This is a genomic window from Caulobacter sp. 602-2 (assembly GCF_011043625.1).
GTDB lineage: Bacteria > Pseudomonadota > Alphaproteobacteria > Caulobacterales > Caulobacteraceae > Caulobacter.
Genome location: NZ_JAAKGT010000001.1, coordinates 452061 through 478388, shown reverse-complemented (window position 1 = coordinate 478388; position 26328 = coordinate 452061). Strand labels below are relative to the sequence as shown.

At 68.2% G+C, this 26328-nt stretch carries 23 protein-coding genes; 8 read left to right on the top strand and 15 right to left on the bottom strand.

Translation table 11 applies throughout. The features are described from left to right. Positions 1-64 precede the first annotated feature (64 nt). From G5B46_RS02130 to G5B46_RS02120, 3 genes are all read left to right on the top strand, one after another. Positions 65-1108 carry an alpha/beta hydrolase gene (locus G5B46_RS02130; protein WP_165255641.1) on the top strand — a complete coding sequence of 348 codons (1044 nt, stop codon included), beginning with the start codon at positions 65-67 and terminating at the stop codon, positions 1106-1108. A 143-nt stretch (positions 1109-1251) separates the two neighbouring features. Continuing rightward, the gene (locus G5B46_RS02125) at positions 1252-2796 is read left to right on the top strand and encodes an AMP-binding protein (RefSeq protein WP_165255639.1); all 1545 of its coding nucleotides are present in this window, start codon (positions 1252-1254) and stop codon (positions 2794-2796) included. Positions 2797-2891: 95 nt separating this feature from the next. Further along, complete coding sequence (locus tag G5B46_RS02120) at positions 2892-3287, top strand: DoxX family protein (RefSeq protein WP_165255638.1); 396 nt, start codon at positions 2892-2894, stop codon at positions 3285-3287. 153 nt (positions 3288-3440) lie between these two features. Here G5B46_RS02120 and G5B46_RS02115 read toward each other — a convergent pair whose 3' ends face one another. The 7 genes from G5B46_RS02115 to G5B46_RS02085 all read right to left on the bottom strand — a co-directional run bounded on the left by G5B46_RS02115 (position 3441) and on the right by G5B46_RS02085 (position 11349). Then, the gene (locus G5B46_RS02115; RefSeq protein ID WP_165255636.1) at positions 3441-4853 is read right to left on the bottom strand and encodes a porin; all 1413 of its coding nucleotides are present in this window, start codon (positions 4851-4853) and stop codon (positions 3441-3443) included. A gap of 116 nt (positions 4854-4969) precedes the next feature. Next, a complete protein-coding gene (gene lpdA, locus G5B46_RS02110) occupies positions 4970-6370 on the bottom strand; it encodes a dihydrolipoyl dehydrogenase (protein ID WP_165255634.1) in 1401 nt (466 codons plus the stop codon). A gap of 80 nt (positions 6371-6450) precedes the next feature. Continuing rightward, complete coding sequence (locus G5B46_RS02105) at positions 6451-6927, bottom strand: glutathione peroxidase (RefSeq protein WP_165255632.1); 477 nt, start codon at positions 6925-6927, stop codon at positions 6451-6453. A gap of 123 nt (positions 6928-7050) precedes the next feature. Next, on the bottom strand, positions 7051-8355 hold the full coding sequence (locus tag G5B46_RS02100) for a pyruvate dehydrogenase complex dihydrolipoamide acetyltransferase (protein WP_165255630.1): 1305 nt from the start codon (positions 8353-8355) through the stop codon (positions 7051-7053). 138 nt (positions 8356-8493) lie between these two features. Then, a complete protein-coding gene (locus G5B46_RS02095) occupies positions 8494-9849 on the bottom strand; it encodes a pyruvate dehydrogenase complex E1 component subunit beta (RefSeq protein WP_116491360.1) in 1356 nt (451 codons plus the stop codon). Further along, positions 9846-10877, bottom strand: a complete 1032-nt coding sequence (gene pdhA, locus G5B46_RS02090) for a pyruvate dehydrogenase (acetyl-transferring) E1 component subunit alpha (RefSeq protein WP_165255628.1) — start codon at positions 10875-10877, stop codon at positions 9846-9848. Before pdhA ends, G5B46_RS02095 begins: the two co-directional genes overlap by 4 nt. 175 nt (positions 10878-11052) lie before the next feature. Beyond that, complete coding sequence (locus tag G5B46_RS02085) at positions 11053-11349, bottom strand: septum formation initiator family protein (RefSeq protein WP_058348879.1); 297 nt, start codon at positions 11347-11349, stop codon at positions 11053-11055. A 571-nt stretch (positions 11350-11920) separates the two neighbouring features. On the opposite strand from G5B46_RS02085, the gene G5B46_RS02080 reads away from it, so the two are divergent. Both G5B46_RS02080 and G5B46_RS02075 read left to right on the top strand, forming a co-directional pair. Beyond that, positions 11921-12334, top strand: a complete 414-nt coding sequence (locus tag G5B46_RS02080) for a hypothetical protein (RefSeq protein ID WP_165255626.1) — start codon at positions 11921-11923, stop codon at positions 12332-12334. Positions 12335-12360: 26 nt separating this feature from the next. Further along, complete coding sequence (locus G5B46_RS02075) at positions 12361-13257, top strand: alpha/beta hydrolase (protein WP_165255625.1); 897 nt, start codon at positions 12361-12363, stop codon at positions 13255-13257. Positions 13258-13324: 67 nt separating this feature from the next. Here G5B46_RS02075 and eno read toward each other — a convergent pair whose 3' ends face one another. From eno to secG, 5 genes are all read right to left on the bottom strand, one after another. After that, positions 13325-14605, bottom strand: a complete 1281-nt coding sequence (gene eno, locus G5B46_RS02070; protein WP_165255623.1) for a phosphopyruvate hydratase — start codon at positions 14603-14605, stop codon at positions 13325-13327. 94 nt (positions 14606-14699) lie between these two features. After that, positions 14700-15686 carry a retroviral-like aspartic protease family protein gene (locus G5B46_RS02065; protein WP_165255621.1) on the bottom strand — a complete coding sequence of 329 codons (987 nt, stop codon included), beginning with the start codon at positions 15684-15686 and terminating at the stop codon, positions 14700-14702. Between the two features lie 228 nt (positions 15687-15914). Further along, positions 15915-16097, bottom strand: a complete 183-nt coding sequence (gene rpmF, locus G5B46_RS02060) for a 50S ribosomal protein L32 (RefSeq protein WP_007671126.1) — start codon at positions 16095-16097, stop codon at positions 15915-15917. Between the two features lie 116 nt (positions 16098-16213). Then, positions 16214-17866, bottom strand: coding sequence for a CTP synthase (locus G5B46_RS02055; protein ID WP_165255619.1), 1653 nt, complete (start codon positions 17864-17866; stop codon positions 16214-16216). Between the two features lie 77 nt (positions 17867-17943). Further along, on the bottom strand, positions 17944-18384 hold the full coding sequence (gene secG, locus G5B46_RS02050) for a preprotein translocase subunit SecG (protein ID WP_165255617.1): 441 nt from the start codon (positions 18382-18384) through the stop codon (positions 17944-17946). Positions 18385-18543: 159 nt separating this feature from the next. Here secG and G5B46_RS02045 point away from each other — a divergent pair, with 159 nt between their 5' ends. Next, a complete protein-coding gene (locus G5B46_RS02045; RefSeq protein WP_165255616.1) occupies positions 18544-19059 on the top strand; it encodes a GNAT family N-acetyltransferase in 516 nt (171 codons plus the stop codon). Positions 19060-19326: 267 nt separating this feature from the next. Here G5B46_RS02045 and tpiA read toward each other — a convergent pair whose 3' ends face one another. After that, complete coding sequence (tpiA, locus tag G5B46_RS02040) at positions 19327-20088, bottom strand: triose-phosphate isomerase (RefSeq protein WP_165255614.1); 762 nt, start codon at positions 20086-20088, stop codon at positions 19327-19329. 167 nt (positions 20089-20255) lie between these two features. Here tpiA and G5B46_RS02035 point away from each other — a divergent pair, with 167 nt between their 5' ends. Further along, entirely contained in the window at positions 20256-22229 is a 1974-nt protein-coding gene (locus tag G5B46_RS02035) for a peptidylprolyl isomerase (protein WP_165255613.1), read from the top strand. Next, entirely contained in the window at positions 22226-23761 is a 1536-nt protein-coding gene (gene trpE / locus G5B46_RS02030) for an anthranilate synthase component I (RefSeq protein WP_165255611.1), read from the top strand. The genes G5B46_RS02035 and trpE overlap by 4 nt, the downstream gene beginning before the upstream one ends. 56 nt (positions 23762-23817) lie before the next feature. On the opposite strand, the gene G5B46_RS02025 is transcribed toward trpE, so the two are convergent. Together G5B46_RS02025 and G5B46_RS02020 are read right to left on the bottom strand one after the other, a co-directional pair. After that, positions 23818-25926 carry a multicopper oxidase family protein gene (locus tag G5B46_RS02025; RefSeq protein WP_165255610.1) on the bottom strand — a complete coding sequence of 703 codons (2109 nt, stop codon included), beginning with the start codon at positions 25924-25926 and terminating at the stop codon, positions 23818-23820. A 105-nt stretch (positions 25927-26031) separates the two neighbouring features. Then, positions 26032-26238, bottom strand: coding sequence for a hypothetical protein (locus G5B46_RS02020; protein ID WP_165255608.1), 207 nt, complete (start codon positions 26236-26238; stop codon positions 26032-26034). Positions 26239-26328: the final 90 nt, after the last annotated feature.

Here is a 26328-nt window from a genome sequence, read left to right as displayed (position 1 = left end):
CTTGGCCTCCGGATCAAGCTCTCGATCTTGCATGCGGCGCAAAGGCGCGAAATGAGTGGCGTATATGCGTCGCTTCGCTCTCGTTTTGCTGCTCGCCCTGCCCCTTTTCGCCTGCGGCGAGCAAGGCGGACGCGCGCCTTTCGCCGACACCCGCACGCCGCCGGGCCTGGAGCGCCGGTTCCTGCCGCCGCCGGGGTGGGCCTGGGGCTACGTGCAGGTCGGCGAGGACGCGATCCAGCGCTACGGCGTCTCGGCGCCGCGAGGCGCGCCGACAGGACAGATCCTGATCCTGACCGACTACGGCGAAGGCGCCGAGACCTGGTTCGAGACGGCGCGCGACCTCAACGCCCAGGGCGTGGTCGTGTGGATCCTCGAGCGCCAGGGCCAGGGCGGCTCCGAACGTCTGGCCGGCAAGCGCGACCGCGGCCATGTGGTCAGCTATGCGCCGGACGTCACCGCGGCCAAGGCCATGGTCAAGGTCGTGATCCGGCCGGACGGGCGCCTGCCGCTGACGGTGCTGGGCCAGGGACAAGGCGGCCTCGTGGCCCTTCGCGCCGTCGAGGAGGGCCTGATGGCCGACGCACTCGTCCTGTCCTCGCCGACCTTCGACCTGGGCCAACTTCCCGCGCCCAAGGACAAGCTGATCAGGATCGCCCGCGTGGCGCGGCGCGCGAATCTGTCGTTCCTGGCCTGGCCGACAGCTGCGGACTGGCGTCGCGACGGACCCGACGATCGTGCGCTGGGCCTGACGGGCGACCCGACACGCGGCGCCGTGAACCACGCCTGGCAGACGGCCAACCCGGACCTGCGGATGGGAGCGCCTAGCCTCGGCCAGTACGCGGCCTATTACGACGTGCTCGATGCGACGGCTCGCGACCTGGGCCGCGCCCGGATCCCGACCGTGCTGCTGGCCGGCGACGCCGATCCGACCACCCCCGCCTCGGCCCAGACCAGCGTCTGCAAGGCGATGGCCGACTGCCGCGAAACCCGCCTGCTGGGCGGACGCCACGCCCTGCACCTGGAGCGGGATTCGGTGCGCGCGCCCTGGCTCGCGGCCGTGGCCGCCGCCATCAAGGCGGCAGGCGGCCAGAAGGCCGCCAAGCCTTGAGCCGCAAGGGCCGGCGCACCATCTGAAGAACGCGGTTCGATCACGCGACGTGACCGATCTTTGCAAACCGCGTCAGGATCGCTAGGGTCCCGTCTCAATCGAACGAGGGCGGAACAAGCGCCTTTGTGGGAGGTTTCGCCGGCATGCCGGTAGTTTTCAAAGCCGAAGACGGTCAAAAAGCGCTCTTCGACGCCCTGATCGACGCCAAGGACAAGTTCGGCGCCAAGAAGCCGATCCTCGAAGATCAGGATCGCAATCCGCTCAGCTACACCGACCTGATCCGGGCGAGCTTCGCGCTGGGCCGCAAGGTCGCCGCGATCACCAAGCCGGGCGAGCACGTCGGCGTGCTGCTGCCGTCGGGCGTGGGCGCCGTGGTGGTGTTCTTCGCGCTGCACGCCTTCGGCCGCGTGCCGACCATGCTGAACTTCACGGCGGGCCTGCGGAACATCAAGGCGGCGGTGAAGCTGGCCAACGTCAAGCACGTGCTGACGGCCCACAAGTTCATCGAACTGGGCAAGCTGCACGACGTTGTCGACGCCATCGACGACCTGGCCAAGGTCGTCTACCTGGAGGACGTGCGGAAGACGATCGGCCTGGCCGACAAGCTGTTCGCCGCCGCCGCCGGGGCCTTCCCGCGCCAGTTCCGCGCCCCGGCTAAGCCGTCGGACAAGGGCGTGGTGCTGTTCACCTCGGGCAGCTTCGGCGCGCCGCGAGGCGTGGTGCTGTCCCAGGCCAACCTGGTTTCCAACGCCGCCCAGATCGCCGCGCACATTCCGCTGGATCCGAACTGGGTGATGTTCAATCCGCTGCCGGTGTTCCACTGCTTCGGGCTGACCGGCGGGGTCATCCTGCCGCTGCTGCAGGGCATGAAGGCGTTCGAGTACCCCTCGCCGCTGCACACAAAGCAGATCCCGCCGCTGATCAAGGACGCCAAGGCCTCGCTGCTGCTGGCCACCGACACCTTCGTCAACCAGTACGCCCGCGCCTCGGAAACCGACGAGCTGGGCGGCCTGCAGTTCATCGTCTGCGGTGCCGAGAAGGTGCGCGACGAGACCCACGCCCTGATCAAGGAGCGCTTCGGCGACGTGCCCGTGCTGGAAGGCTACGGCGCGACCGAGGCCTCGCCCGTGATCGCGGTCAACAAGCCGACCGACAACCGCCCCGGCACCGTCGGCGGCCTGTTGCCCGGCATGGAGACCCGCATCGAGCCCGTCGAGGGCATCGCCGAGGGCGGTCGCTTCTTCGTGCGCGGTCCCAACATCATGGCCGGCTACCTGCGCGAGGACGGCGGCGTCGACGCCCCGGAAGACGGCTGGCACGACACCGGCGACGTGGTCACCATGACCGACGACCAGTGGATCACCATCAAGGGCCGGGTGAAGCGCTTCGCCAAGATCGGCGGCGAGATGGTGTCGCTGACCGCGGCCGAGGACCTGGCCGTGGCGGTGTGGCCCAGCGCCCGCCACGCCGTGATCTCGATGCCCGACAAGAAGAAGGGCGAACGCCTCGTCCTGGTCACCGACTGCCAGAGCGCCGACGCCGCGCCCCTGGTGGCTCACGCACAGTCCGTGGGCGCGCCGGAACTGGCCGTGCCGCGCAAGATCCTCAAGGTCACCCAGGTGCCCGTGCTCGGCAGCGGCAAGACCGACTATGTCGCCATCCAGCGCATGGCCGAGGCCGCGGCCTGACGAACCAGGGCCCGCGCGCCGCGTTTCAGTAGAGCTTACGGTCGCCGTCAGCGGCGGCGACCGGTTCTTGGGACGACAGCGAACGGGAGAAACGCTTGGAACGACTTTACGTGTGGACGCCGCGGGTGCTGAGCCTGCTGCGCATCATCGCCGCCCTGCTCTTCATGGAGCACGGCCTGATGAAGCTGTTCCACTTCCCCGCCCCGCAGCCCGGCGCGCCTGATCCGCTGCCGCCCATGCTACTGGCCGCGGCCTGGCTCGAAGTGGTCGGCGGGGCCTTGCTCGTGCTGGGCCTCTTCACCCGGCCGGTAGCCTTCATCCTGTCGGGCCAGATGGCGGTGGCCTACTTCCTCGCCCACGCCAGTAAGGGCTTCTGGCCTGCATTGAATCAAGGCGAGGCCGCGATCCTGTTCTGCTTCGTCTTCCTCTACCTGGTGTTCGCCGGGCCGGGGGAATGGAGCGTGGATGCGCAGGTGCGAAAGCGGCCGTAGCGGCTTCCTTCTCGCGGAGGGAGAAGGTGGCGGCGTAGCCGTCGGATGAGGGGTTTAGACGCTAGACGGCGTGCCGGCACGCCGGTTGAAGGCGTAACCCCTCACCCTCCCAGGCTTCGCCTGGGCCCCTCCCTCTCCCTCTGGGAGAGGGTCCTAGAAATCCAGTTCCATGCGCGCACCCGTCACGTGCACGCCGTAGTCCCGATCGCCGCCGGCCAGGGGCGTGGCGTCCTGGTACGAGAGGTAGGCGTAGTTGACGTTGAAGCGCAGGAACTCGACCGGCTGCCAGATCAGCGCGGCGATCCAGGCGTCCTGGCGGCCGCCGACGATCACGCCGTCGTTGAGATCGAGATAGTCGTAGCGGGCGTTGACCTGCACTGCGCCGAGGCCCCCGCCGCCGAGCGGCTTCCTCGGCTTGGCGCGATCGAAGATGCCGCCCTTGTAACCGCGGGTGTCGTCGGTCAGGAACCAGCCGAGCTCGGCATAGCCGCCGAAGAACTCCGCATCGGGGCCCGCGGCCAGGTCGCTTCGCAGCCAGTGGGTCTCGGCAGCGCCATGCAGGCGGCCGCGCACGAAGGCGGCCTCCAGGCCGTAGTGGGCCTCGTCCTTGACGTCGAGGGTAGAGGTCCCGATCAGGCGGGTGTTGCTGGTGTGCACGAACGGTCGCTGGCGGTAGCGCGTGCCGGCGTCGCCGACCCGCTTGAGGTCGCGCCAGTGGGCAGAGCCGCCGAAGTGCAGCTGGGCGTCGCCCAGTTTGGGCGCATAGACGAGGCGCCCGTCGAGGCCGTAGCTGTTGTTCTCGTCGCCGCCGGTCTCGCCATCGCTGTCGTTGGACAGCGCAGTGATGTCGTCGGCGAAAAGGCCCGCCTGCAGCAGCCACGCGGCCTTCTCGTACTGGGCGGCGATCCCCAGGCGGCGCTCGAAGTTGAAGGCGTCGGTGAAGGCCGCCCGCTCCATGACCGAGCCGGAGGTGTCGCCGGTCAGTTCGTCCAGAGACTGGAACTGGTTCTGGTTGCCGATCGACAGCAGCAGGCCGCCGTTCTTGTAGGTAACGAAGGTGTCGACCAGATCGACGCTGTTGTCCGACAGTTCCAGCTCCAGCTTGTAGCCGATGCCGGCGCCCAGGCCCCCTTCCCCACCCAGGCGGATGCGGCGCATCTCGGCGGCGTAGCCAAGGCCGCGGTCCGTCGAGCCGTCAGGGCGGCCGACATAGCCGACGTCGGTCTGGATCCGGCCCTTGGCCTTGAAGCTGCGGCCGCCGCTGGCGGTGAACTGGGGCGAGCCCTTCCAGGCGATCTCGGTCGGCGGCGGGGCCTTGGACGGCGCGGGCGCCGCGATCGTCGCCGGCTGAGGCGCGGTCGCGATAACCGGAGCCGCCGTGCTCTGCGGCGCGCCGGTGGCCGCGTCCAGCTTCTGTTCCATCAGTTGGATCTGGGCTTTCAGGGCCGAGATCTGGGCGCGCATGGCGGCGGCCTCATCGGCGCTAATGGCGCCGTCCTGAGCGAAGGCGGGCGACGCGAGGCCAAGGGCGCTGGTGGCCAGCAGGGGCAGGACGGATCGGCGCACGGCGTTGCTCCGGACATGAAAAGGCCCGTCCGGAGGGGGCTCCGAACGGGCCTTCCTAATGCGACAGTTGAACGACAGTTTCGCGACAGTCGCCGCGAAAATCGTTCGACGACGGATTAAATGTGCAGGACGCGGCCGTAGGCGTCGAGCGAGGCTTCGTGCATGGCCTCCGACATGGTCGGGTGCGCGTAGACGATGCCGTGCAGGTCTTCCTCGGTCGCTTCCAGCGTGATGGCGGTGACGAAGCCCTGGATCATCTCGGTCACTTCGTGGCCGATCATGTGGGCGCCGATCAGCGCGCCGGTCTTGCCGTCGAACACCGTCTTGACGAAGCCTTCGGTCTCGCCCGCGGCCACGGCCTTGCCGTTGACCTTGAACGGGAAGCGACCGGCCTTGACCTCGATGCCGGCGGCCTTGGCGGCGGCTTCGGTGTAGCCCACCGAGGCGACCTGCGGGTTGGCGTAGGTGCAGCCCGGGATCGGCGAGTGGACGTTCGGGGTCTTGTAGCCGGCGATGTGCTCGGCGGCGTGGATGCCTTCGTGGCTGGCCTTGTGGGCGAGCCAGGGCGCGCCGGCGACGTCGCCGATGGCGTAGAGGCCGGGCACGTTGGTCTTGCAGTGCTTGTCGGTGACGACGTGACCGCGGTCGAGCGTCAGGCCGACCGATTCCACGCCTTCCGTGTTCGGAACGATGCCGATGGCGACGATGCACTTCTCGGCGGTCAGTTGCTCGGCCTTGCCGCCGACCTCGACCGAGACCGACACGCCGGTGGCGGTCTTGTCGATCTTGGTGACCTTGGCGCCGATGCGGAACTTGATGCCGCGCTTCTCGAAGGCCTTCTGGGCGGCCTTGGAGACCTCGGCGTCCTCGACCGGCATGATGCGGTCGACGGCTTCGACGACGGTCACTTCGGCGCCGAGGGCGCGGTAGAAGCTGGCGAACTCGATGCCGATGGCGCCCGAGCCGATGACGACCAGCGACTTGGGCATCGACTTCGGCGCCAGGGCGTCGCGGTAGGTCCAGACCTTGTCGCCGTCCGAGACGGCGCCGATGGCGGGGATGTTGCGGGCGCGGGCGCCGCTGGCCAGGATGACGTTCTTGGCCTGGACGGTGCGGCTGCCGCCGGCCTTCAGCGCGATCACGACCTTCGGAGCGGGAGCGCCCTTCTCGAGCTTGGCCTCGCCCTCGATGACCTCGATCTTGTGCTTCTTCATCAGGAAGGCGATGCCGCCCGACATGGTCTTGGCGACGCCGCGCGAGCGCTCGATGATCTTGGCGAAATCGAACGAGGGCTTCTCGACGGCCAGGCCGTAGCTGTCGAGGTGCGACAGCTGTTCGAAGATCTCGCCGGACTTCAGCAGCGCCTTGGTGGGGATGCAGCCCCAGTTCAGGCAGATGCCGCCCAGGTTCTCACGCTCGACGATCGCCGTCTTCAGGCCCAGCTGGCTGGCGCGGATGGCGGCGACATAGCCGCCCGGACCGGCGCCGATGACGACGACATCGAATTCCGTGGACATAGTTGTCTTACCCTAGCTTGGACGCCGCGCGGGGGAGCGGCGGCGTCGAACGACCGGTCTTTGGGGCCGGCCTGGGAAATCTATAACAGCGCCTCGACGGCGACCTGGAGGTCTTCAGGCTTGGTGGTCGGGGCGAAACGCTCGACGACGTTTCCGTCGCGGTCGATCAGGAACTTGGTGAAGTTCCACTTGATGCCCTCGGTGCCCAGCACGCCCTTCTGCTGCTTCTTCAGATAGGCGTAGAGCGGGTGAGCCGAGGGGCCGTTGACGTCGATCTTGGCCATCATCGGGAAGGTCACGTCGTAGGTCAGCGAGCAGAAGCCGCCGATCTCTTCCGCCGTGCCCGGCTCCTGCGCGCCGAACTGGTTGCAGGGAAAGCCCAGGATCGTCAGGCCGCGGTCCTTGTGCGCCTTGTAGAGCGCTTCCAGGCCCTCGTACTGCGGGGTCAGGCCGCACTTGCTGGCGGTGTTGACGATCAGCAGCACCTGGCCGCGATAGTCAGCCAGGCTGACGTCCTTGCCTTGAAGCGTCTTGGCCGAGAAATCGTAGACCGACATCGCGTGTTCTCCCCGGGGCCGTCCCCGTCCTGAAAAGACCAGGATGGGGCCTCGCCCGGCCGCTTTCGAAATCCCCGCCCCGCGTTTGACCGCGAGGCGAGGATTTCAAGGGAAAGGCCGCCCTTAGACGATCAGGGTCAGCGGTTCCTCGATCAGCGGCTTGAAGGCCGCCAGGAACTTGGCGCCGACCGCGCCGTCGACCACGCGGTGATCGCAGGTCAGGGTGACGGTCATGACGGTGGCCACGGCCAGTTGGCCGTTCTTGACCACCGGACGCTGCTCGCCGGCGCCGACGCTCATGATCGCGCCTTGCGGCTCGTTGATGATCGACGAGAAGGCCTTGATGCCGAACATACCGAGGTTCGAGACCGAGAAGGTGCCGCCCTGGAATTCCTCGGGCTTCAGCTTCTTGGCCTTGGCGCGGGCGGCCAGGTCCTTCATCTCGGCCGAGATCTGGGCCAGACCCTTGGTCTCGGCGGCGCGGATGATCGGAGTGATCAAACCACCGTCGATGGCCACGGCCACGGCGATGTCGGCATGCTTGTGCATGGCGATGCCTTCGGGCGTGTAGGAGGCGTTGGCCTCCGGCACGCGCTTGAGCGCCACGGCGGCGGCCTTGATGACGATGTCGTTGACCGACACCTTCACGCCCTGGCCTTCCAGCAGGCTGTTGATCTTCGAGCGGGCGGCCAGCAGGCCGTCCAGCTCGATGTCGATCGTCAGCGGGAAGTGCGGCACGTCGCGGAAGCTTTCCGTCAGGCGGCGCGCGATGGTCTTGCGCATGCCGTCCAGCGGGACGAGGTCGTAGGAGCCGGCGGGGATGCCCATCTGCTCCAGCGATTGCACCTTCCGCGGCTCGGCGGCCGGGGCCGAAGCAGCAGCGGCGGGAGCCGGCGCGGCCTTGGCGGCCGGCGCGCCGCCCGACTTGGCGGCTTCGACGTCCGACTTGACGACGCGGCCGTGCGGGCCCGAGCCCTTGATGGACTTCAGGTCGAGATTGGCGGCGGCGGCCAGGCGGCGGGCCAGCGGCGAGGCGAAGACGCGCGAACCGTCGGCGGCGACGGGGGCGGCCGGAGCCGGAGCGGCCGGCGCGGCCGGAGCAGCAGCGGGAGCCGGAGCGGCGGCCTTCGGGGCCTTGGCCACGGCGGCGGCGGGCGCAGCGGTCGGAGCCGGCGCGGGGCTCTCGCCCTCGCCCGCCAGCTTGGCGATCAGCGCGTTGACCTTGACGTTCTCGGTCCCGGCCTCGACCAGGATGGCTTCGATAACGCCTTCATCGACGGCTTCGACTTCCATCGTGGCCTTGTCGGTCTCGATCTCGGCGATGACGTCGCCGGCCTTGACGGTGTCGCCGACCTTGACGTGCCACTTGGCGAGGGTGCCCTCTTCCATGGTGGGCGACAGGGCGGGCATCAGGATGTCGATCGACATTTGAGCTCTTTCCTCAAGCGTTCGGGACGGCTTCGACCAAGCTGGCCGGCGTCCACGATACCCCGCCCTGGGGCGGGATGAATTCGTTGGCCAAGACGATGCGGCCCCCGCCCATCAGGAGCGGGGGCCGCGCCGGTCTTAGCGGTAGCAGACCGCCTTGGCCGCCTTGACGATCTTGTCGACCGACGGCAGCGACAGGGCTTCCAGGTTGGCCGCATAGGGCAGCGGCACGTCTTCCTGGTGGACCCGCAGCGGCGGGGCGTCCAGGTAGTCGAAGCCGAACTCCGTGATGCGGGCGACGATCTCGGAACCGACGCCCATCGGGCCCCAGCCTTCCTCGACCGTGACCAGGCGGTTGGTCTTCTTGACGCTTTCCAGGATCGTCGCGTGGTCCATCGGACGGATGGTCCGCAGGTCGACGACCTCGGCCGAGATGCCTTCGGCGGCCAGCGCTTCAGCGGCTTGCAGGGCGAAGCCCACCATGCGGCTGTAGGCGACCAGGGTCACGTCCGTGCCCTGACGGCGAACCTTGGCCTTGCCGATCGGCACGACGTAGTCCTCGACGTCCGGGATGTCGAACTCGTGGCCGTACATCATCTCGTGTTCGAGGAAGACGATCGGGTTCGGATCGCGGATGGCGGCCTTCAGCAGGCCCTTGGCGTCGGCCGCGTCGTACGGCGCGATGACCTTCAGGCCCGGAATGTTGCCGTACCAGGCCGCGTAGTCCTGGCTGTGCTGGGCGCCGACGCGCGAAGCCGCGCCGTTCGGACCGCGGAACACGATCGACGACTTGATCTGACCGCCCGACATGTAGAGCGTCTTGGCGGCCGAGTTGATGATGTGGTCGATCGCCTGCATGGCGAAGTTCCAAGTCATGAACTCGACGATGGGCTTCAGGCCCGCCATCGCCGCGCCGACGCCCATGCCGGCGAAGCCGTGCTCGGTGATCGGGGTGTCGATGACGCGCTTGTCGCCGAACTCCTGCAGGAGTTCGCGGCTGACCTTGTAGGCGCCCTGGTACTGGGCGACTTCCTCGCCCATCAGGAACACGCGGTCGTCGCGGCGCATCTCTTCGGCCATGGCGTCGCGCAGGGCGTCGCGCACGGTGATCTTCTTGGTCGGGGTGCCTTCCGGCAGTTCCGGATCCGCGAAGTTCGAGGCGGCGGCGATCGGGGCCGGAGCCGCGGCGACCGGAGCCGGAGCGGCTTCGGCGACCACCGGGGCGGCGGCCGGAGCGGCCGACGCCGAGGCGCCGTCTTCACCGGCCAGCTTGGCGATGATCGTGTTGACCTTGACGTTCTCCGAGCCGGCCGGGACGAGGATGGCCTCGACCACGCCCTCGTCGACGGCTTCGACTTCCATCGTCGCCTTGTCGGTTTCGATCTCGGCGATCACGTCGCCGGCCTTGATGGTGTCGCCTTCCTTGACCAGCCACTTGGCCAGGGTGCCTTCCTCCATGGTCGGAGAAAGGGCGGGCATCAGGATGTCCGTCACTCGGCGGCCTCCAGGTATACGTCGGTGTAGAGTTCGGAGGGATCCGGCTCGGGGCTGGTGCGGGCGAACTCGGCCGCTTCGGCCACGATACGCTTCACTTCGGCGTCGACCGTCTTCAGATCGTCCTCGGTGACGCCGGCCGCGGCCAGGCGTTCCTTGATGTGGTCGATCGGATCGCGGGTCGTCTTGACCTCGTCGACTTCTTCCTTGGTGCGGTACTTGGCCGGGTCCGACATCGAGTGACCACGGTAGCGGTAGGTCTTCATCTCGAGGATGTAGGGACCCTGGCCGCTACGGGCGTGCTCGCTGGCGCGAGCGCCGGCTTCACGCACGGCCACCACGTCCATGCCGTCGACTTCCTCGCCCGGGATCCGGAACGAGACGCCGCGCTTGTGGAAGGCGGTTTCCGACGCCGAACGCTCGACGCTGGTGCCCATGGCGTACTGGTTGTTCTCGATCACGTACACGACCGGCAGCTTCCACAGCTGGGCCATGTTGAAGCTTTCGTAGACCTGGCCCTGGTTGGCCGCGCCGTCGCCGAAGTAGGCGTACGAGACGTTGCCGTTGCCCTGGTAGTGGTTGGCCAGCGCCAGGCCGGTGCCGAGCGCCACCTGGGCGCCGACGATGCCGTGGCCGCCGTAGAAGCCGGTGGCGATGTCGAACATGTGCATCGAGCCGCCCTTGCCGCGCGACGAACCGCCAGCGCGACCGGTGAGCTCGGCCATGACTTCCTTCGGGTCCATGCCGGCGGCCAGCATGTGGCCGTGGTCACGGTAACCGGTGATGATCTGGTCACCCTTGTGCGAGATCGACTGCATGCCGACCGCAATGGCTTCCTGACCGATGTAGAGGTGGCAGAACCCGCCGATCAGGCCCATGCCGTAAAGCTGGCCAGCACGCTCCTCGAAGCGGCGGATCAGCAGCATGTCCTGATAGAATTTGAGAAGCTCTTCCTTGCCGACGAAGGCGTTGACACCGGTGTCGGTAGCCTTCTCCGCCGGGGCTTCACCCTTGCGCGTTCGCGCCATTAAACTCTCCCTGGCCAATCATCATAACGGCCTTCATCTCAGAGGCTTCCATTGCCCGCCGCGAAACGGCTTTTGGCGCAGGAACGCGCTCGTGTTGACGCCTAGACCGCCCCTCGAGCTGCAACTCGAAGCGTGGTCTACAAGGCAGCTTCGGACCGGCGAGAACCGACCCAGCTCAGCGCTTGGTGCGGATCACGTAGTCCTTGGGATCGGCGTATCCAAGGAGCGAACGCGCACGTTCCTCCAGAAGATCGGCCGACAAGCTGCCGCTGCGTAATAGACGAGCCCGGGCCTCCAGGTCCATCCTCTCAGCGCGGATCTTCTTAAGTTCCATCGTCTTGGCGGCCAAGTCCGCGTTGCGTTGAGACGAGGAAAGCAGGCCTCTCTCGCCCGTCAGAGCGTGAAAGACGAAGTACGTGATCAGGAGAAGAAGCGCCGCGGTCGGCAGGTAGGGTTGCAGTCGAGCGAACATCGGCGAATCCCGGACAGGGAGCTATAGGCTGCCAGAACGTGCTTAACACGGTCTAAATCCCCAACGCCGCAAAGGGCTTGCAAGTCCCCTGCGATCGACGCGAAAATACTTTCAAGTGAGACCGTTTCAGGGGCATCGAGATACCGCATCGCGGCATTTCCTTCGCACCCGCGAGAGCATCGGAAACCTCTGTTTTTCTAGGATCAGCCGCGCTTATAGAAAAAATGTGGTCGAACTTTTTTGGTCGAGCGCCGGTGAAGCCTGTTTCTGAGGCGCCCGCGTCTCAGAATCGCCACCGTCAGGGCAGCGGAATGACGCCCACGGGTTGATTTGACCGCTAGGCGCTCATCCATGAGTGTCGCCAGGTCGACGCGCCCCGGGGGGATGCAGGGGGATGAACGACGTGCTTCGTCGAGAGCTCATGCTTGCGCTGGCGGGGACCGCCCTCGCCCTTCCCGCGGCCGCGCGCCAGCGCAGCGAGGACGGCGTCGTCAAAGGCCGTCGAGGCGGCCCCAACATGATCAAGGGCGACCCACCCCGGCTCGATTTCGGGGGCGGACTGGTGATCCCCATGAACGCCTCCATCTTCCGCACGCTCTGGGAGGGCGAAGACCGCTGGGTGACCTACGGCCGCGCCGTCTCGCGCCTGGAGGTCAAGGCGATGCAGCAGGCCGAGGTCGCCGCGACCGGCACCATGAAGCTGATGCTGCTGACCCAGGCCTTCGCCCCTGAACGCCTGGTGCGGTTCGAGACCTGCGGCTGGCGCAATCGCACCAGCGACGCCAACGATCTGGTGCTGGGCGATATCCCCCTGCCCGGCAAGCCGGTGATGCCGACCACCGATCGCGTCACCGGCTCGGTCACGGATGGCGACACCGGCGGAGTCGGCGAAGACGCCTGGCACGCCGTGACCGGCTACATGGTCATGAAGAAGGACATCACCCTGGCCGACGTGAAGGCCAGGGCGCAGCTGTTGAAGGGCTGAGCAGCCGCCTTCCGCCAAACGGGGACATGGCTATGACATCTGACTGGAACCGGCGGCGCGTGCTGGCCGTCGGCGGCGCGGCGGTGCTGGCGGGAGCGACGCCGACTGGGGCGCAGACCGCACCCGAGACCTTCGAGCTCTGGCCCGGCGGGCCGCCCGGCTGCGAGCGCGTCGGCGTTGAGGAGCGCCGCGTGACCTATAACTGGCCCGACGGGCGGGTGGACTATTCGATCGAGGGCGTACGCCGCCCTACCCTGTCGCTCTATCCGCTGGCGAAGGGCGGGCGCCCCAAGGCTTCCGTCCTGGTCGTGCCCGGCGGCGGCTTCAGCAAGGTCGTGATCGGCAAGGAGGGTTACGACATCGCCCGCTGGCTGGCGGCCAACGACATCCAGGCGGGCGTCCTGCTCTATCGGTTGCCGCGCGACGGCTGGGCGGCGGGCTCCGATGCTCCGCTGCAGGACGCTCAGCGCGCCTTGCGGCTGCTGCGCAGCAAGGCCGGCGGAGCGAAGACCGGCGCTCTGGGCTTTTCGGCCGGCGGCACGATCGCCGCGGCCCTGGCCTCGCGCGGCGGCGGCGCCCTTTACCCGATCGTCGACGAACTGGATGCGCGCCCTTCCCTGCCCGACTTCGTCGGCCTGGGCTATGCGTGGCTCAATCGCCCGCAAGCGCCCAGGAGCGCGACGCCCTTTCACGGCTTCGGCGCGCCGACCAAGGCCTTCCTGCTCCACGCCGAGGACGACCCGAAGGTCGACGTCCGCAACAGCCGCGAGGCGGCCGAAGCCATCGTCGCCGCGGGAGGCCAGGCCGAGCTGCGGATCTTTCCGACCGGCGGCCACGGCTTCGCCCTGCGTTCGCAACCGCCCGCGCCGGAAGCGGCCTGGGCCGACGACTTCCTGCGCTGGCTCGACCGGCTGGACGGCTGAGCCCAAACAAAAAGCGCGCCGGGCGAACCCGACGCGCTCTTGATCTTGATCCGAGGGATCGAACCGATCAGCGGCCCTTGAGGGCGGCGCGACCGGCGTAGACGCCCTGGTCTTCCAGTTGCTGCTCGATGCGCAGCAGCTGGTTGTACTTGGCCAGCCGGTCCGAACGGGCCAGCGAGCCGGTCTTGATCTGACCGCAGTTCAGGGCGACGGCGAGGTCGGCGATGGTGCTGTCCTCGGTCTCGCCCGAGCGGTGGCTCATGACGCTGGTGTAGCCGTGGCGGTGGGCCAGTTCGACGGCGTCGATGGTTTCCGACAGCGTACCGATCTGGTTGACCTTCACGAGGATCGAGTTGGCCAGGCCCTTGTCGAGGCCCATCTGCAGGCGAGCCGGGTTGGTGACGAACAGGTCGTCGCCGACCAGCTGGACCTTCTTGCCCAGGGTGTCGGTCAGCAGCTTCCAGCCGTCGAAGTCGTCTTCGGCCATGCCGTCCTCGATCGAGGCGATCGGGAACTTGGCGACCAAGCCGGCCAGGTAGTCGACCATCTGGGCCGGGTCGAGCGACTTGCCCTCGCCTTCCAGCTCGTACTTGCCGTTCTTGAAGAACTCGGTCGAGGCGACGTCGAGGCCCAGCAGGAAGTCGTCGCCGGCCTTGTAGCCAGCGGCTTCACCGGCCTTGACGATGAACTCGAGCGCGGCCTCGGCCGAGGCCAGGTTCGGGGCGAAGCCGCCCTCGTCGCCGACGTTGGTGTTGTGGCCGGCGTCCTTCAGGGCCTTCTTCAGGCCGTGGAAGATCTCGGCGCCCATGCGCAGGGCTTCGGAGAAGCTGGCCGCGCCGGTCGGCAGGATCATGAATTCCTGGATGTCGATCGGGTTGTCGGCATGGGCGCCGCCGTTGATGATGTTCATCATCGGCGTCGGCAGGACGCGGGCGTTCACGCCGCCGATGTAGCGGTGCAGCGGCAGGCCGGCCGACTCGGCGGCGGCCTTGGCGACGGCCAGCGAGACGCCGAGGATGGCGTTGGCGCCCAGGCGCGACTTGTTCGGCGTGCCGTCCAGGCCGATCAGCAGGCTGTCGATGCGGCGCTGGTCTTCGGCGTCGACGCCCGACAGGGCGTCGAAGATCTCGGTGTTGACGGCGTCGACGGCCTGGCGGACGCCCTTGCCGAGGTAGCGCGACTTGTCGCCGTCACGCTTTTCGACGGCTTCGTGGGCGCCGGTCGAGGCGCCCGACGGCACCGCGGCGCGACCAAAGGCGCCGTCCTCGAGGACGACATCGACCTCGACCGTCGGATTGCCGCGGCTGTCGAGGATTTCGCGGGCGATGATGTCGACGATCTCGGTCATGGGAGCTCCCGAAAGAAAAGGCGCTTCCCCTTAGCCGCGCCGCCGCGTCGCCGCAACCGGGACCAATGTTCGACGAGCTCTAAGTTCCGCGGCGTCAGGCCTGCAGCGTCGGCCGCTGGGCTCCCAGCCGGAACAGCAGCTGCTCGGCCCCGAAGTCCAGCTCGACCCGGGCGAACAGCCGAAGCACGTCGACGCCCAGCAGGATCGCGGGTTTGTCGCTGATCTTCCAGTGATCGAAGATGTGCAGGTCGGCGAAGACCACGGCCAGGTTGGTCATGCGCAGGTCGCCCATGCTCATCGACTTGAGGATCCGGTACTCGCCGATGGTCTCGCCGCCGGCCACGCCCTGCAGGCGCACGGCCACGGCCGGATCGGCGTCCTTGCGCTGGCGGGCCTGGATGGCGCGCGACAGGGCCATGTTGCCGATCGAGGAGCCCGCCCCCGAGTCGATGAAGGCCAGGGTGCGGATGTTGTTGATCCGGCAGTTGACGATGGTCAGGCGGCCGAACTTCTGGTCGGCGACGACCTGGACCTCCTGGGCCCGGCGGAAGCCGCGATATTCCGGCGTGCTGTGGCGGACCTCCAGGCGCTTCTTCTTGAAGTCCATGACGACCGCGCGGTCCTGCAGGATGTCGACGCCCAGGAGGCCGTCGCCGCCGACGCGGCCCGGAGGCAGGATGGGAAGCTCCACCCCGGCCAGGCGGGCCTCGCCGGTGGCGAGCTGGTCTATGTGGGCCGTGGGGGTCACTGCCGAGCCGCCGATGCCGTGCACCATGACGTCGCGCCCTCGCGGCAGGGCCAGGCTGGCGGCCAGGGTCTCGGAGACCACCGACCGGTCGGCGCCCGAATCGACGACGAAGCGATAGGGCCCGCGGCCGTTGATCATGGTCTCGACGGTCATCCGCTCCGAATCGTCGATCGCCGCGTCGATGACGTAGAGCGGCAGCGGCGCGGCCGGCGGCGGCGCGGCGGGCGTTTCCTGCGGGATCTGGCTGGGCGAGAAAGCGTGGGCGGAGAACGGCGCGGCGCCCAGCGCCAGCGACGCGCCCAGGCCGGACGCAAGCGTGCGACGCGTGAACATGGCGAACCTCCCAGTCCGCCGAAGCTGATCGCGCCTTATGGGCGCTGACCGCGCTCCTGGCTTTGTTGGGGCCGTCCCTATGGCGACCCGAGCGCCATCGTAGCACCGCTTTGGTCCGCACACGACGAAAAGCGCCGCCCAGGCGAGCCGGGCGGCGCTTTGAAATCGTCGGACGCGAAATCCGAGGCAGGATCCCTGGAGCGGTAAGCCGCTCCGGGAAGAAAGACCTTAGTCTTCCTTCGGGGTCAGGATCTGCTTGCCGTTGTACAGGCCGGTCTTCAGATCGACGTGGTGCGGACGGCGCAGTTCGCCCGAGTCCTTGTCCTCGACGAACGAGTTGGCGCCCAGGGCGTGGTGCGACCGGCGCATGTTCCGGCGAGAAGGCGAAGTTTTTCTTTTAGGAACGGCCATCGGAGTGACTCTGCTCGCTGAGCGTGAAAATCGAAAGCGGCGACTCGGGTTCGACCCTAGCCGCCGCGTGAGGGCGCGCTTATGCCTGAATCTCTCCAGACATGCAACTCGCCAGTTCAGACCAGTCGTCCGTGCTCCTTGGCCGCCGCGATGAAGCTGGCGAACAGGGGGTGCGGAGCGAACGGCCGGCTCTTCAGTTCCGGGTGGAACTGGACGCCGATGAACCACGGATGGTCGTCGCGCTCGACGATCTCGGGCAGCACGCCGTCCGGGGAACGACCGGTCAGCTTGAGACCCGCCTCCTCCATCTTGTGGCTGTAGCCGATGTTGACCTCGTAGCGGTGACGGTGGCGCTCGACGATCTCGGTCCCGCCATAGATCTCGGCGACCTTCGAGCCCTGCTGCAGCACGGCGTCGTAGGCGCCCAGGCGCATGGTGCCGCCCAGGTCGTCGCCGGCCTTGCGGGAGACCATCTCGTTGCCCTTGATCCATTCGGTCATCAGGCCGACGACCGGACGGTCGGTCGGACCGAACTCGCTGGAGCTGGCGTCAGTGATTCCCGCGACGTTGCGCAGGGTCTCGATGACGGCCATCTGCATGCCGAAGCAGATGCCAAAGTACGGCACCTTGCGCTCGCGGGCGAACTGGGCCGCCCGGATCTTGCCTTCGGCGCCGCGCTCGCCGAAGCCGCCGGGCACCATGATGGCGTGGGCGTTCTCCAGACGGGCCGCGGCCGCGCCCTCGTCGCCCTCGAAGGTCTCGCTCTCGACCCAATCCAGGTTGACCTTGACCTTGTTGGCCAGGCCGCCGTGGTGCAGGGCCTCGATCAGGGACTTATAGGCGTCCTTGAGCACGGTGTACTTGCCGACGACCGCGATCGTGACCTCGCCGTCCGGATGCTGGACGGTGTTGTCGATGGCTTCCCAGCGCGACAGGTCGGGCTTGGGCGCGTCTTGCAGGCCGAAGACGTCGAGCACTTCGGCGTCGAGGCCTTCCTTGTGATAGTCGATCGGCACCGCGTAGATCGACGAGCTGTCCAGGGCCTGGATCACGGCGCTCGGGCGCACGTTGCAGAACTGGGCGATCTTGCGCTTTTCCTCGACCGGGATCTCCTGCTCGCAACGGCAGAGCAGGATGTCCGGCTGGATGCCGATGGAGCGCAGCTCCTTGACCGAGTGCTGGGTCGGCTTGGTCTTCATCTCGCCGGCCGTCTTGATGAACGGCAGCAGGGTCAGGTGCACGTAGCAGCTCTGGCCGCGCGGCAGGTCCTGGCGCAGCTGGCGGATGGCCTCGAAGAACGGCAGGCCCTCGATGTCGCCGACGGTGCCGCCGATCTCGACCAGCACGAAGTCGACCGGCTTCTGGCCCGTCTCGTCCATGGCGGGCGAGAGGACAAAGTCCTTGATCTCGTTGGTGACGTGCGGGATCACCTGGACGGTCGCGCCCAGATAGTCGCCGCGGCGTTCCTTCTCGATGATCGTCTTGTAGATCTGGCCGGTCGTGATGTTGTCGGCCTTCTTGGCCGACACGCCGGTGAAGCGCTCGTAGTGCCCCAGATCCAGGTCGGTTTCGGCCCCGTCGTCGGTGACGAACACCTCGCCGTGCTGATACGGGCTCATGGTGCCCGGATCGACGTTGAGATAGGGGTCGAGCTTACGCAGGCGAACCGTGTAGCCACGAGCCTGCAGGAGAGCGCCCAGCGCTGCGGAGGCGAGGCCTTTTCCAAGGGAGGAAACCACGCCGCCGGTGATGAAGATGTACCGCGTCATGGGCGCTCAGATTACCCGCGATTCGGCGATCGCGGCGAAAAGACCGACGTTCATAAACAAGTTTCGCTCCCCCGCCCTTACTGGGCGGGGGTCTGGGCCGGAGCGGCCGGAGCCGGGGCGGCCGGAGCCGGAACGCTGAGTTGCGGAGCCGGAACGGCGCTCGGCGCGGTCGAGCCGGGAGCCGGAACGGCCGAGCCCGGAGCCGGGACGCTGGGCGCGACGGGCGCGTTCAGGGTCTTGGTGTCGAGATTGTCGATCTTCAGCTTGTCGACCACCGAGTCGGCGCCGCCAATGCGGCCGGTCAGAACGGTGAGGACCAGGCTGATGACCAGGAACACCGAGAACAGGATCCAGGTCATGCGGGTCATGAAGTCGCCCGCGCCGCGCGCGGTCATGAAACTGCCGGCGCCGCCGCCGCCCATGCCAAGGGCGCCGCCCTCCGAACGCTGGAGCAGCACGAAGCCGATCAGCGCGATACAGACGATGATGTTGATGGCCAGCAGGATGCCGATGAGCATGACGAAACAGTTCTCGATCCGGGCAGCCGGCGAACCGACTGTGAAAAACGAAGCGGCCCCTCTACCACTACCGGCGCGCGCACGCCATAGGTGGGGCGACGGCCGGCCAACTCAAGTTCTCCAACTCCAGTTCCGCAAACTCCAGGTTCCAGGGCGCGCATGATTCTCGAGACCGAACGCCTGACGCTCAAGCCCCTGGTCGCCGAAGACGCTCCGCTCATCTATCCGTTCCTCAGCGACCCGGAACTGATGGCCCACTGGGACCGCGCGCCGCTGGAGGATCCTGACGAGGTCGCCGCCTGCGTCGTCGGCCAGATCGAGGACATGCAGGCCGGCGCGGCGCTGTACTGGACCATCCGGCTGTCCGCGACGGGCGACTTCGTCGGGGCCTGCGAGTTCGTCGAGATCGACGAGCGCCGCCATCGGGCCGAATTGCGCTTCATCGTGGCCCGCGAGAGCTGGGGCCGGGGCTACGCCCACGAGGCGGTCACCGCCCTCCTCGCCCACGCCGCCGCCAGCGACCTCAAGCACGTCATCGCCCGAACCCAGGTGGGCGACGCCCGCGCCGAGAAGCTGCTGGAACGCCTGGGCTTCAAGGGCGCGGCCTATCTCAAGGGCCAGGTCGACCGCGACGGCGAGCGCCGCGACGGCAGGCTGTTCGACCTGGAGCTCTGAGACGCGCCTCGCGCGCTCCCCCTCCAGGCCTTCGGGCCACCTCCCCAGAGGGGAGGATCTTGGTTGGCGCCTTGCGTCCTTCGAGGCCCGCTGCGCGGGCGCCTCAGGATGAGGAATTCAGTGCAGTGGGCCCCTCATCCTGAGGTGCGAGGCGAAGCCGAGCCTCGAAGGACGCACGGCTTATCGGCCTCGCACCGTCGCAGCGATGGTGATGGAGAATGCCCGGAAAGCTGAAGCCACCTCCCCACCGGCCTTTTGGCCGCCCGATCAAGCCGCCGCGATGATGGCCAGGAAGTCCTTGGCCTTCAGCGAGGCGCCGCCCACCAGGGCGCCGCCGACTTCGGGCGTGGCCAGGATCTCGGCGGCGTTGTCGGGCTTCACCGAGCCGCCGTAGAGAATCGGCACGGTCGCGCCATGGTCGCCGAAGCGCTCGACCAGCACGGCGCGGATGGCCGCGTGGATGGCGCCGATGTCGGCGATGGTGGGGGTCAGGCCCGTGCCGATGGCCCAGACGGGCTCATAGGCGACGGCGAAGGCCTGGCCGGCCAGTTCGTCGGGCAAGGAGTTGCGGGCCTGGCCGGTGACGATGGGCTCGGCCTGGCCGGCTTCGCGCTGGGCCAGCGTCTCGCCCAGGCAGATCACCGGCTCCAGCCCGGCGCCCAGCGCGGCCAGAACCTTGGCCGACACCTCCTCGCAGGTCTCGTCGTAGCTGCCGCGGCGCTCGGAGTGGCCGAGAATCACCAGGGTCGCGCCGGCGTCGGCCAGCATGGGGGCCGAGATGTCGCCGGTGTAGGCCCCCTGCGGCGCCGCGTGGCAGTCCTGGCCGCCGACGATCACCGACTCGCCCGAGAGCGCCTCGGACATGCGGTGCAGCAAGGTGGCGGGCGGACAGATGGCGACACGCGCCGCGGGCGGGGATTGCGCCACCGCGGCGGCCACGGCTCTGGCCTCGTCCAGCGAGGCCTCAAGGCCGAACATCTTCCAGTTCCCGGCGATCAACGGCCGGGGCGTCGTAAGAGAAACGGTCATGAGGTTGGCTTTGGGGACGCGCTCCCTTGGTAAGTCAAGTCCGCTTCGGCTTGCTCACGCACCTTGGCCTCTACTATACCCGCTTGCTCGCATCGGATGCGTCGCCCCAAGGCGGTCGCCCACGCGCACGCAATTGGGCGGAATCGAAGAAGGTAGTCACACACGTCATGCTCGCCGGCTTTCGCTCTTTCGCCAAATCGCCCTTCGCGATCGTCCTCTTCGGCCTGCTGATCGTCAGCTTCGCCGTTTTCGGGATCAGCGACGTCTTCAAGCAGCCCAGCAGCAGCAAGGTGATCGTCGTCGGCTCGCGCTCGGTCACGCCCGACGACTTCAAGGCGCGCTTCGACAACTATCGCAACCAGCTGCAGCAGCAGGGCCAGAGCCTGACGCCGGACGAAGCCGTCCAGCGCGGCGTCGACCGCGGCATGCTGCAGGAACTGGCGCTGCAGGAATCGATGGCCGAGCTGATCAAAAAGATGGGCGTGCGCCCATCCGAAGCCCTGGTCGGCGAAGTGCTGCACAAGCAACTGAGCCAACTGCCGCCCGGCACCCGCCCGTTCGACCCGGTCACCGGCAAGTTCGACAAGCAGATGTACCAAGCCCTGCTGGCGCAGAATAACCTGACCCCGGCCACCTATGAGGCCTCGCTGCGCGACGAGATCGCCCAGTCGCAGTTCTACGCCAGCGTCGCCAACGGCCTGCGCACCCCGCGCATCTATTCGGCCCTGCAGGCGGTGTACGGCTATGAGAGCCGCGACCTGTCGGCCTTCGCCATCAACCCGACCAGCGTCGCCCAGCCGGCCGCGCCGACCGACGCCCAGCTGCAGGCGTTCATGAACGAGAACGCCGCCCGCCTGACCCTGCCCGAGACCCGCGTCCTGTCGGTCGTGCGCTTCAGCGCCAAGGCCCTGGAGCCGTCGGTCAGCGTCGACCCGGCCGAGGTGCAGAAGACCTTCGACTTCCGCAAGGACACCCTGGCCCAGCCGGAAACCCGCTCGCTGGTGCAGATCGTCGCGCCCGACGCCAAGGCCGCCGCCGCCATCGCCGAGCGCCTGCGCAAGGGCGAGGCCCCCGCCGACGTGGCCAAGGCCTACGGCAAGCAGCCGGTTATGATCCTCGACAAGCCCAAGACCGCCCTGCCCGACCGCAAGGTGGCCGACGCCGCCTTCGGCCTCGGCGAAGGCCAGGTCAGCGCGCCGATCGCCGGCGAACTGGGCCAGTCGGTCATCAAGGTGCTGAAGATCACCGCCGCCAAGGCCGCTTCGCTGGAAGCCGCCCGCCCGCAGATCGAGGCCGACCTGCGCGTGCAGGCCGCCCAGTCCAAGGCCTATGACCAGACCCAGACCTTCCAGGACGCCCGCGACGCCGGCGCCAACGTCGTCGACGCCGCCGGCAAAGCCGGCGCCCTGGTCGTCACGACCGCCCCGCTGACCGCCCAGGGCACGGACCTCGGCGGGCAACCGGCCGCGGGCCTGACCCCGGACGTGCTGAAGGCCGCCTTCGCGCTGCCGGCCGGCGGCGAGAGCGACCTGATCGAAGCCGGTAAGGGCGAATACTTCGCCGTCCGCGTCGAGAAAGTGAACAAGGCCGCCCTGCCCCCGCTGGCCGAGGTCAAGCAGCCGCTGACCCAGCAGTGGATGATCAACGAGCTGGTCAAGCGCCTGAAGACCAAGGCCGATGAACTGGCCGCCCGCGTCCGCAAGGGCGAATCGATGGAAGCCGTCGCCGCCTCGGCCAACGCCAAGGTCATCAAGGTCGCGGGCCTGTCGCGCGAGAACGCCCAGCAGCACCAGGCCCTGGGCCGCGACCTGCTGGTCGCCTCGTTCGACGCCAAGCCCGGCCAGGTCTTCGCCGCCCGCGCCCCGCAGGTCGGCTACGTGGTCGGCCGCATCGACGCCATCCGTCCGGGCGACACCAACGAGATCGCCCGCGCCGCCGAGGGCATGCGTCCGCAGACCAGCATGGCCTACATGCGCGACATCGGTCAGGCCGGCCGCGCGGCCGCCCGCGACAAGCTGAAGCCGCAGCTGAACCTGAACCTGGCTCGCCAGGCCATCGGCGTCGACACCGCGGCCCTGGCCCAGGCGGAGAAGGACGGCGCGGCCAAGGGCGGCGCCGCCAAGAAGGCCTCGGCTCAATGAGCCTGGAGCCTGGCTTCGACGCCTTCGCGGCCGGCTATGACGCCGGCCTGCCGCAGCTGGTCTGGACGCGCCTGATCGACGACCTGGAGACCCCGGTCTCGGCCTATCTGAAGATCGGCCACGGTCGCCCGTACGCCTTCCTGTTCGAGAGCGTCGAGGGCGGCGCCTGGCGCGGCCGCTACTCGATCGTGGCCATGAAGCCGGACGTCGTCTGGCGCTGCCGCGGCGACAAGGCCGAGATCGCGCGCGGCGACGACATCGCCGCCGGCAGGTTCGCCCCGCTGGAAGGCGGCGCCCTGGACAGCCTGCGCGACCTGATCGCCCAGTCGAAGATGGAGCTGCCGGCCGGCCTGCCGCCGATGGCGGCGGGCATCTTCGGCGCGCTCGGCTACGACACCGTGCGCCTGGTCGAGAAGCTGCCGGACATCAATCCGGACGCCCTGGGCCTGCCCGACGGCATCATGACGCGGCCCTCGATCGTGGCCGTGTTCGACGCCATCGCCCAGGAGATCGTCCTGACGACGACGGCGCGCCCGACGCCCGGCGTGTCGGCCAAGGACGCCTATGCGGCCGCCCGCGAGCGCATCGAGACGGTGATGGCCGACCTGCGCCGTCCGCTGGCCCACGACGCGCCGCGCAGCCCGCAGGGGCCGATGGAGTTCACCACCCCGGTCAGCCGCGAGGACTATCGGGAGGTGGTTGAGAAGGCCAAGGAGTACATCCGGGCCGGCGACATCTTCCAGGTGGTGCCCAGCCACCGCTTCCGTGCGCCCTTCGGCCTGGACGCCTTCGCCCTCTATCGCTCGCTGCGCCGGACCAATCCGTCGCCGTTCCTGTTCTTCCTCGACATGGACGGCTTCAACCTGGTGGGCTCCAGCCCCGAGATCCTGGTGCGCCTGCGTGACGGCAAGATCACCATCCGCCCGATCGCCGGCACTCGTCCGCGCGGCGCCACGCCCGAAGAGGACCTGGCGCTGGAGAAGGAACTGCTGGCCGATCCCAAGGAGCGGTCCGAGCACCTGATGCTGCTGGACCTGGGCCGCAACGACGTGGGCCGGGTGGCCATGCTGGGCCAGTCGGGCTCCAACAAGGTGCCCCAGCCGGGCAAGCACGCCAACGTGCGTGTCACCGACAGCTTCACGATCGAGCGCTACAGCCACGTGATGCACATCGTCTCGAACGTCGAGGGCGACGCGCCCACGAACGTCGATCCGGTCGACGTGCTGATGGCCGCCCTGCCCGCCGGCACGCTGTCGGGCGCGCCCAAGGTGCGGGCGATGGAGATCATCGACGAGCTGGAAGTCGAAAAGCGCGGCATCGGCTACGCCGGTGCGGTGGGCTATATCGGCGCCGACGGCTCGGTGGACACCTGCATCGTGCTGCGCACGGCCCTGGTCAAGGACGGCATGATGTACGTCCAGGCCGGCGGCGGCGTCGTGGCCGACAGCGACCCAGACGCCGAGTACGACGAGACCCTGCACAAGTCCCGCGCCCTCAAGCGCGCCGCCGAGGAAGCCTGGCGCTTCGCCTGAGCAGGCAGGGCTGAATGAAAAGGAAGGGGCGGCCCATCGGCCGCCCCTTCTTCGTTTCAGTGCCCGGTGTGCGGCCGCGCCGCGCCTTCGGGACCCGCGACATCGGTCAGGCCGTGACCGAGCGCCATCGGCTTGCCGTCGGGGCCGCGGTCGGCGATGCGGACCATCGCCATCATGCCTTTGTCCTCGTGGTTGAGGATGTGGCAGTGCAGGACGAAGTCGCCGATGTAGCGGGCGTAGTGGCTGCGCGTGGTCACCACCACGTCGTGCTCGACGAACAGGGTGTCCTTGAAGACGCCCGTCAGGCCGAAATACTCCGAGTTCGGATCCTTGGTCAGGTCGACGCCGGCCCGGCTGACCACCTTCTCCACCTCGAACGGATTGACGTGGATGTGGAACGGGTGGCCGACCTTGGGATCGCCTTCCTTGACCGACAGCGTCCAGCGGTCGGTGTCGCCCAGCACCAGGGTGCGCGAGAAGTCGTTGGGATCGAACCGCCTGACGGTCGCGTCCGTGCGGCCGAGGCCGGGACCTGGACCGTTGCCTGGCGTGGTCGACGGCGCCCGCAGCGAGAACACCAGCGGCTGCTCCTTGTCGATCGTGTCGGCCAGCAGGCTGCGATGGGGCGAGAAGGCCTCCAGCGACAGGTCCTTATCCAGGCCCTCGACGATCGACTGCTTGAGCGCGGCGTCCTCGATCTCCAGCCCCTTGGCCGCGCTGACCAAGAGTTGCTTGACCGCATCAGCCGGCGCCAGGGTCGTGCTAGCGCCGGGGGCGACCTCGACCAGGAACAGCAGCTGACGACGCTCGGCGCTGCCTTCCACGCCCGACTGGTCCACCTTGATCAGTTCGTCGATGACGCAGTAGGCGCCCGGCTCCTTGAAGTCGACCAGCAGGTCGCTGCGATAGCCCGGCTGCAGGAAGGTGGCCTTGCGCTCCAGCACCTTCTGCCGGGTCAGACCGTCGGCGGCGATCTCGAACTGCGAGACGGCCTCGCTGGAGGGCGCGCATTCCTTGGCGATCAGGGCGTCCTGCGACAGGGCGCCGGCCTTGCGCAGGGCCTCCAGCGGCCCCGTGCCGATCCGCTTGCGGATCGAGACCTTCACGGTGTCTGAGACCCCGCCGTGGATGAAGCGCCAGCGTTCAGGCACGCCGGCCACCGCCTTCTGCTCGAGAGCCTCGACCGTGGCGCCGTTGACGGTGGTGAACCGGCCCGAATTGGACCAGTTGGAGCCGCCGATGAAGTCGTAGCTGTCGAGCACGCCGGTGTCGCCGGCGTCGCAGTACCAATTCTTCCGCGCCGTTCCCTCGACCATGCGGGCCTTCACCTTACCCTCGCCGTCGCGGCAGACGTACTGGATCTGCTGCAGCACGAAGATGTGGTCGGGCGACTTGGCCAGCAGAACGTCGACGTCGCCCGGCACCAGCTTGCGCACCGGGGCCGCGCCTTCGTCGTCGATGCGCGGCAGGCGCTCGCCCTTGATCACCAGGGCCCCGGCCAGGCCGCTGGACACCTGGATCGCCGTCGAGCCGTGGACGTGCGGATGGTACCAGAATGTGCCGGCCGGATGATCGCCGGGGATGTTGTATTCGTACTCGTAGGTGAAGTCGCGATTGGGCGGCAACTGGCGCAGCACGTTGTCGCTGATGCCCGCCGGGCTGACCCACAGGCCGTGACTGTGCAGGTTGGTGGTGTTGAAGCAGTGCGGCTCGTTGATGTCCCGCGGGTGGCCCGGGCACTTGTCCTCGGGCGGCAGCAGGTTGCGGATCTTGACCCGCACGGTCTGGCCCGGGCGCGAGACCAGGGCCGGCGCCACGTAGAGCTGGTCGGGCTTGGCCGGATGCAGGCGATCCTGGTAGGCGCGCAGCTCGACCGTGTCGTAGGCGCCCTCGTACTTGCCCTTGCCCAGTTCCTTGCCGCTGTTGGGGTTCCAGATCCGCGACTTCAGCAGGACGATGTCGAGATCGGCCCGCACTTCGTCGCCCTTGGGCGGAGGGGCCGGCACGGCGCCGAACAGCTTCAGCGGCGCGCTCGGCGCGGTCTCGCCGGGCGCCACCATGGTCAGGATGGGCGGATCGGAAACCGGCGCCTGCTGCGCCAGGGCCGCCCCCGCGGCCAGGGTCAGGGCGAGCGCGGCTCCCCCCAGGAGTTGCAGTCGTCGCATGGATGCCCCCGTGCGTTTGAAAAACGCCGGAGGGTGAGAGTGTCGCCAGAGTCGTTCAAGTTGAATTCACAACCTTAGGAACTCATTTTGGGGCGGCGAGGCAGATCAGTCGCCCAGGCGCTCCTTGGGCAGGTGCTGGGTCGTCAGCGGCGGGGCCAGCACCATGACCGTCGCGAAGCTGACAGCGGCAACCGCGGCGAAGGCGGCGGCCAGCAGCACCGGCAGCATCTTCTGGCGCCGGCGCGGCGCGCGCAGCAGCGCACGGGCGTAGGCGATGGCGGCGGTGTCGATGGCGGAATCAGCGACGGACATGCGGGAAATTTCGCCTCTTCCCGCTGCGGTGGCAACGGATCGGCGACGCGGCGCTTCGCCGCTGGTCGCTTTCGCAGAAAAACTCTTTCC

Bases quoted from the DNA above. Each gene is read 5' to 3' on its own strand.
- G5B46_RS02020 (WP_165255608.1), bottom strand. From the start codon at position 26,238: ATGTCCGTCGCTGATTCCGCCATCGACACCGCCGCCATCGCCTACGCC.
- G5B46_RS02100 (WP_165255630.1), bottom strand. From the start codon at position 8,355: ATGTCGATCGACATCCTGATGCCCGCCCTGTCGCCCACCATGGAAGAG.
- G5B46_RS02105 (WP_165255632.1), bottom strand. From the start codon at position 6,927: ATGTCGGTCTACGATTTCTCGGCCAAGACGCTTCAAGGCAAGGACGTC.
- G5B46_RS02130 (WP_165255641.1), top strand. From the start codon at position 65: ATGCGTCGCTTCGCTCTCGTTTTGCTGCTCGCCCTGCCCCTTTTCGCC.
- pdhA (WP_165255628.1), bottom strand. From the start codon at position 10,877: ATGGCGCGAACGCGCAAGGGTGAAGCCCCGGCGGAGAAGGCTACCGAC.
- G5B46_RS02065 (WP_165255621.1), bottom strand. From the start codon at position 15,686: ATGTTCACGCGTCGCACGCTTGCGTCCGGCCTGGGCGCGTCGCTGGCG.
- G5B46_RS02085 (WP_058348879.1), bottom strand. From the start codon at position 11,349: ATGTTCGCTCGACTGCAACCCTACCTGCCGACCGCGGCGCTTCTTCTC.
- G5B46_RS02025 (WP_165255610.1), bottom strand. From the start codon at position 25,926: ATGCGACGACTGCAACTCCTGGGGGGAGCCGCGCTCGCCCTGACCCTG.
- G5B46_RS02075 (WP_165255625.1), top strand. From the start codon at position 12,361: ATGGCTATGACATCTGACTGGAACCGGCGGCGCGTGCTGGCCGTCGGC.
- G5B46_RS02080 (WP_165255626.1), top strand. From the start codon at position 11,921: ATGAACGCCTCCATCTTCCGCACGCTCTGGGAGGGCGAAGACCGCTGG.
- tpiA (WP_165255614.1), bottom strand. From the start codon at position 20,088: ATGACCGTTTCTCTTACGACGCCCCGGCCGTTGATCGCCGGGAACTGG.
- trpE (WP_165255611.1), top strand. From the start codon at position 22,226: ATGAGCCTGGAGCCTGGCTTCGACGCCTTCGCGGCCGGCTATGACGCC.
- eno (WP_165255623.1), bottom strand. From the start codon at position 14,605: ATGACCGAGATCGTCGACATCATCGCCCGCGAAATCCTCGACAGCCGC.
- rpmF (WP_007671126.1), bottom strand. From the start codon at position 16,097: ATGGCCGTTCCTAAAAGAAAAACTTCGCCTTCTCGCCGGAACATGCGC.
- G5B46_RS02125 (WP_165255639.1), top strand. From the start codon at position 1,252: ATGCCGGTAGTTTTCAAAGCCGAAGACGGTCAAAAAGCGCTCTTCGAC.
- lpdA (WP_165255634.1), bottom strand. From the start codon at position 6,370: ATGTCCACGGAATTCGATGTCGTCGTCATCGGCGCCGGTCCGGGCGGC.
- secG (WP_165255617.1), bottom strand. From the start codon at position 18,384: ATGCTCATCGGCATCCTGCTGGCCATCAACATCATCGTCTGTATCGCG.
- G5B46_RS02045 (WP_165255616.1), top strand. From the start codon at position 18,544: ATGATTCTCGAGACCGAACGCCTGACGCTCAAGCCCCTGGTCGCCGAA.
- G5B46_RS02055 (WP_165255619.1), bottom strand. From the start codon at position 17,866: ATGACGCGGTACATCTTCATCACCGGCGGCGTGGTTTCCTCCCTTGGA.
- G5B46_RS02035 (WP_165255613.1), top strand. From the start codon at position 20,256: ATGCTCGCCGGCTTTCGCTCTTTCGCCAAATCGCCCTTCGCGATCGTC.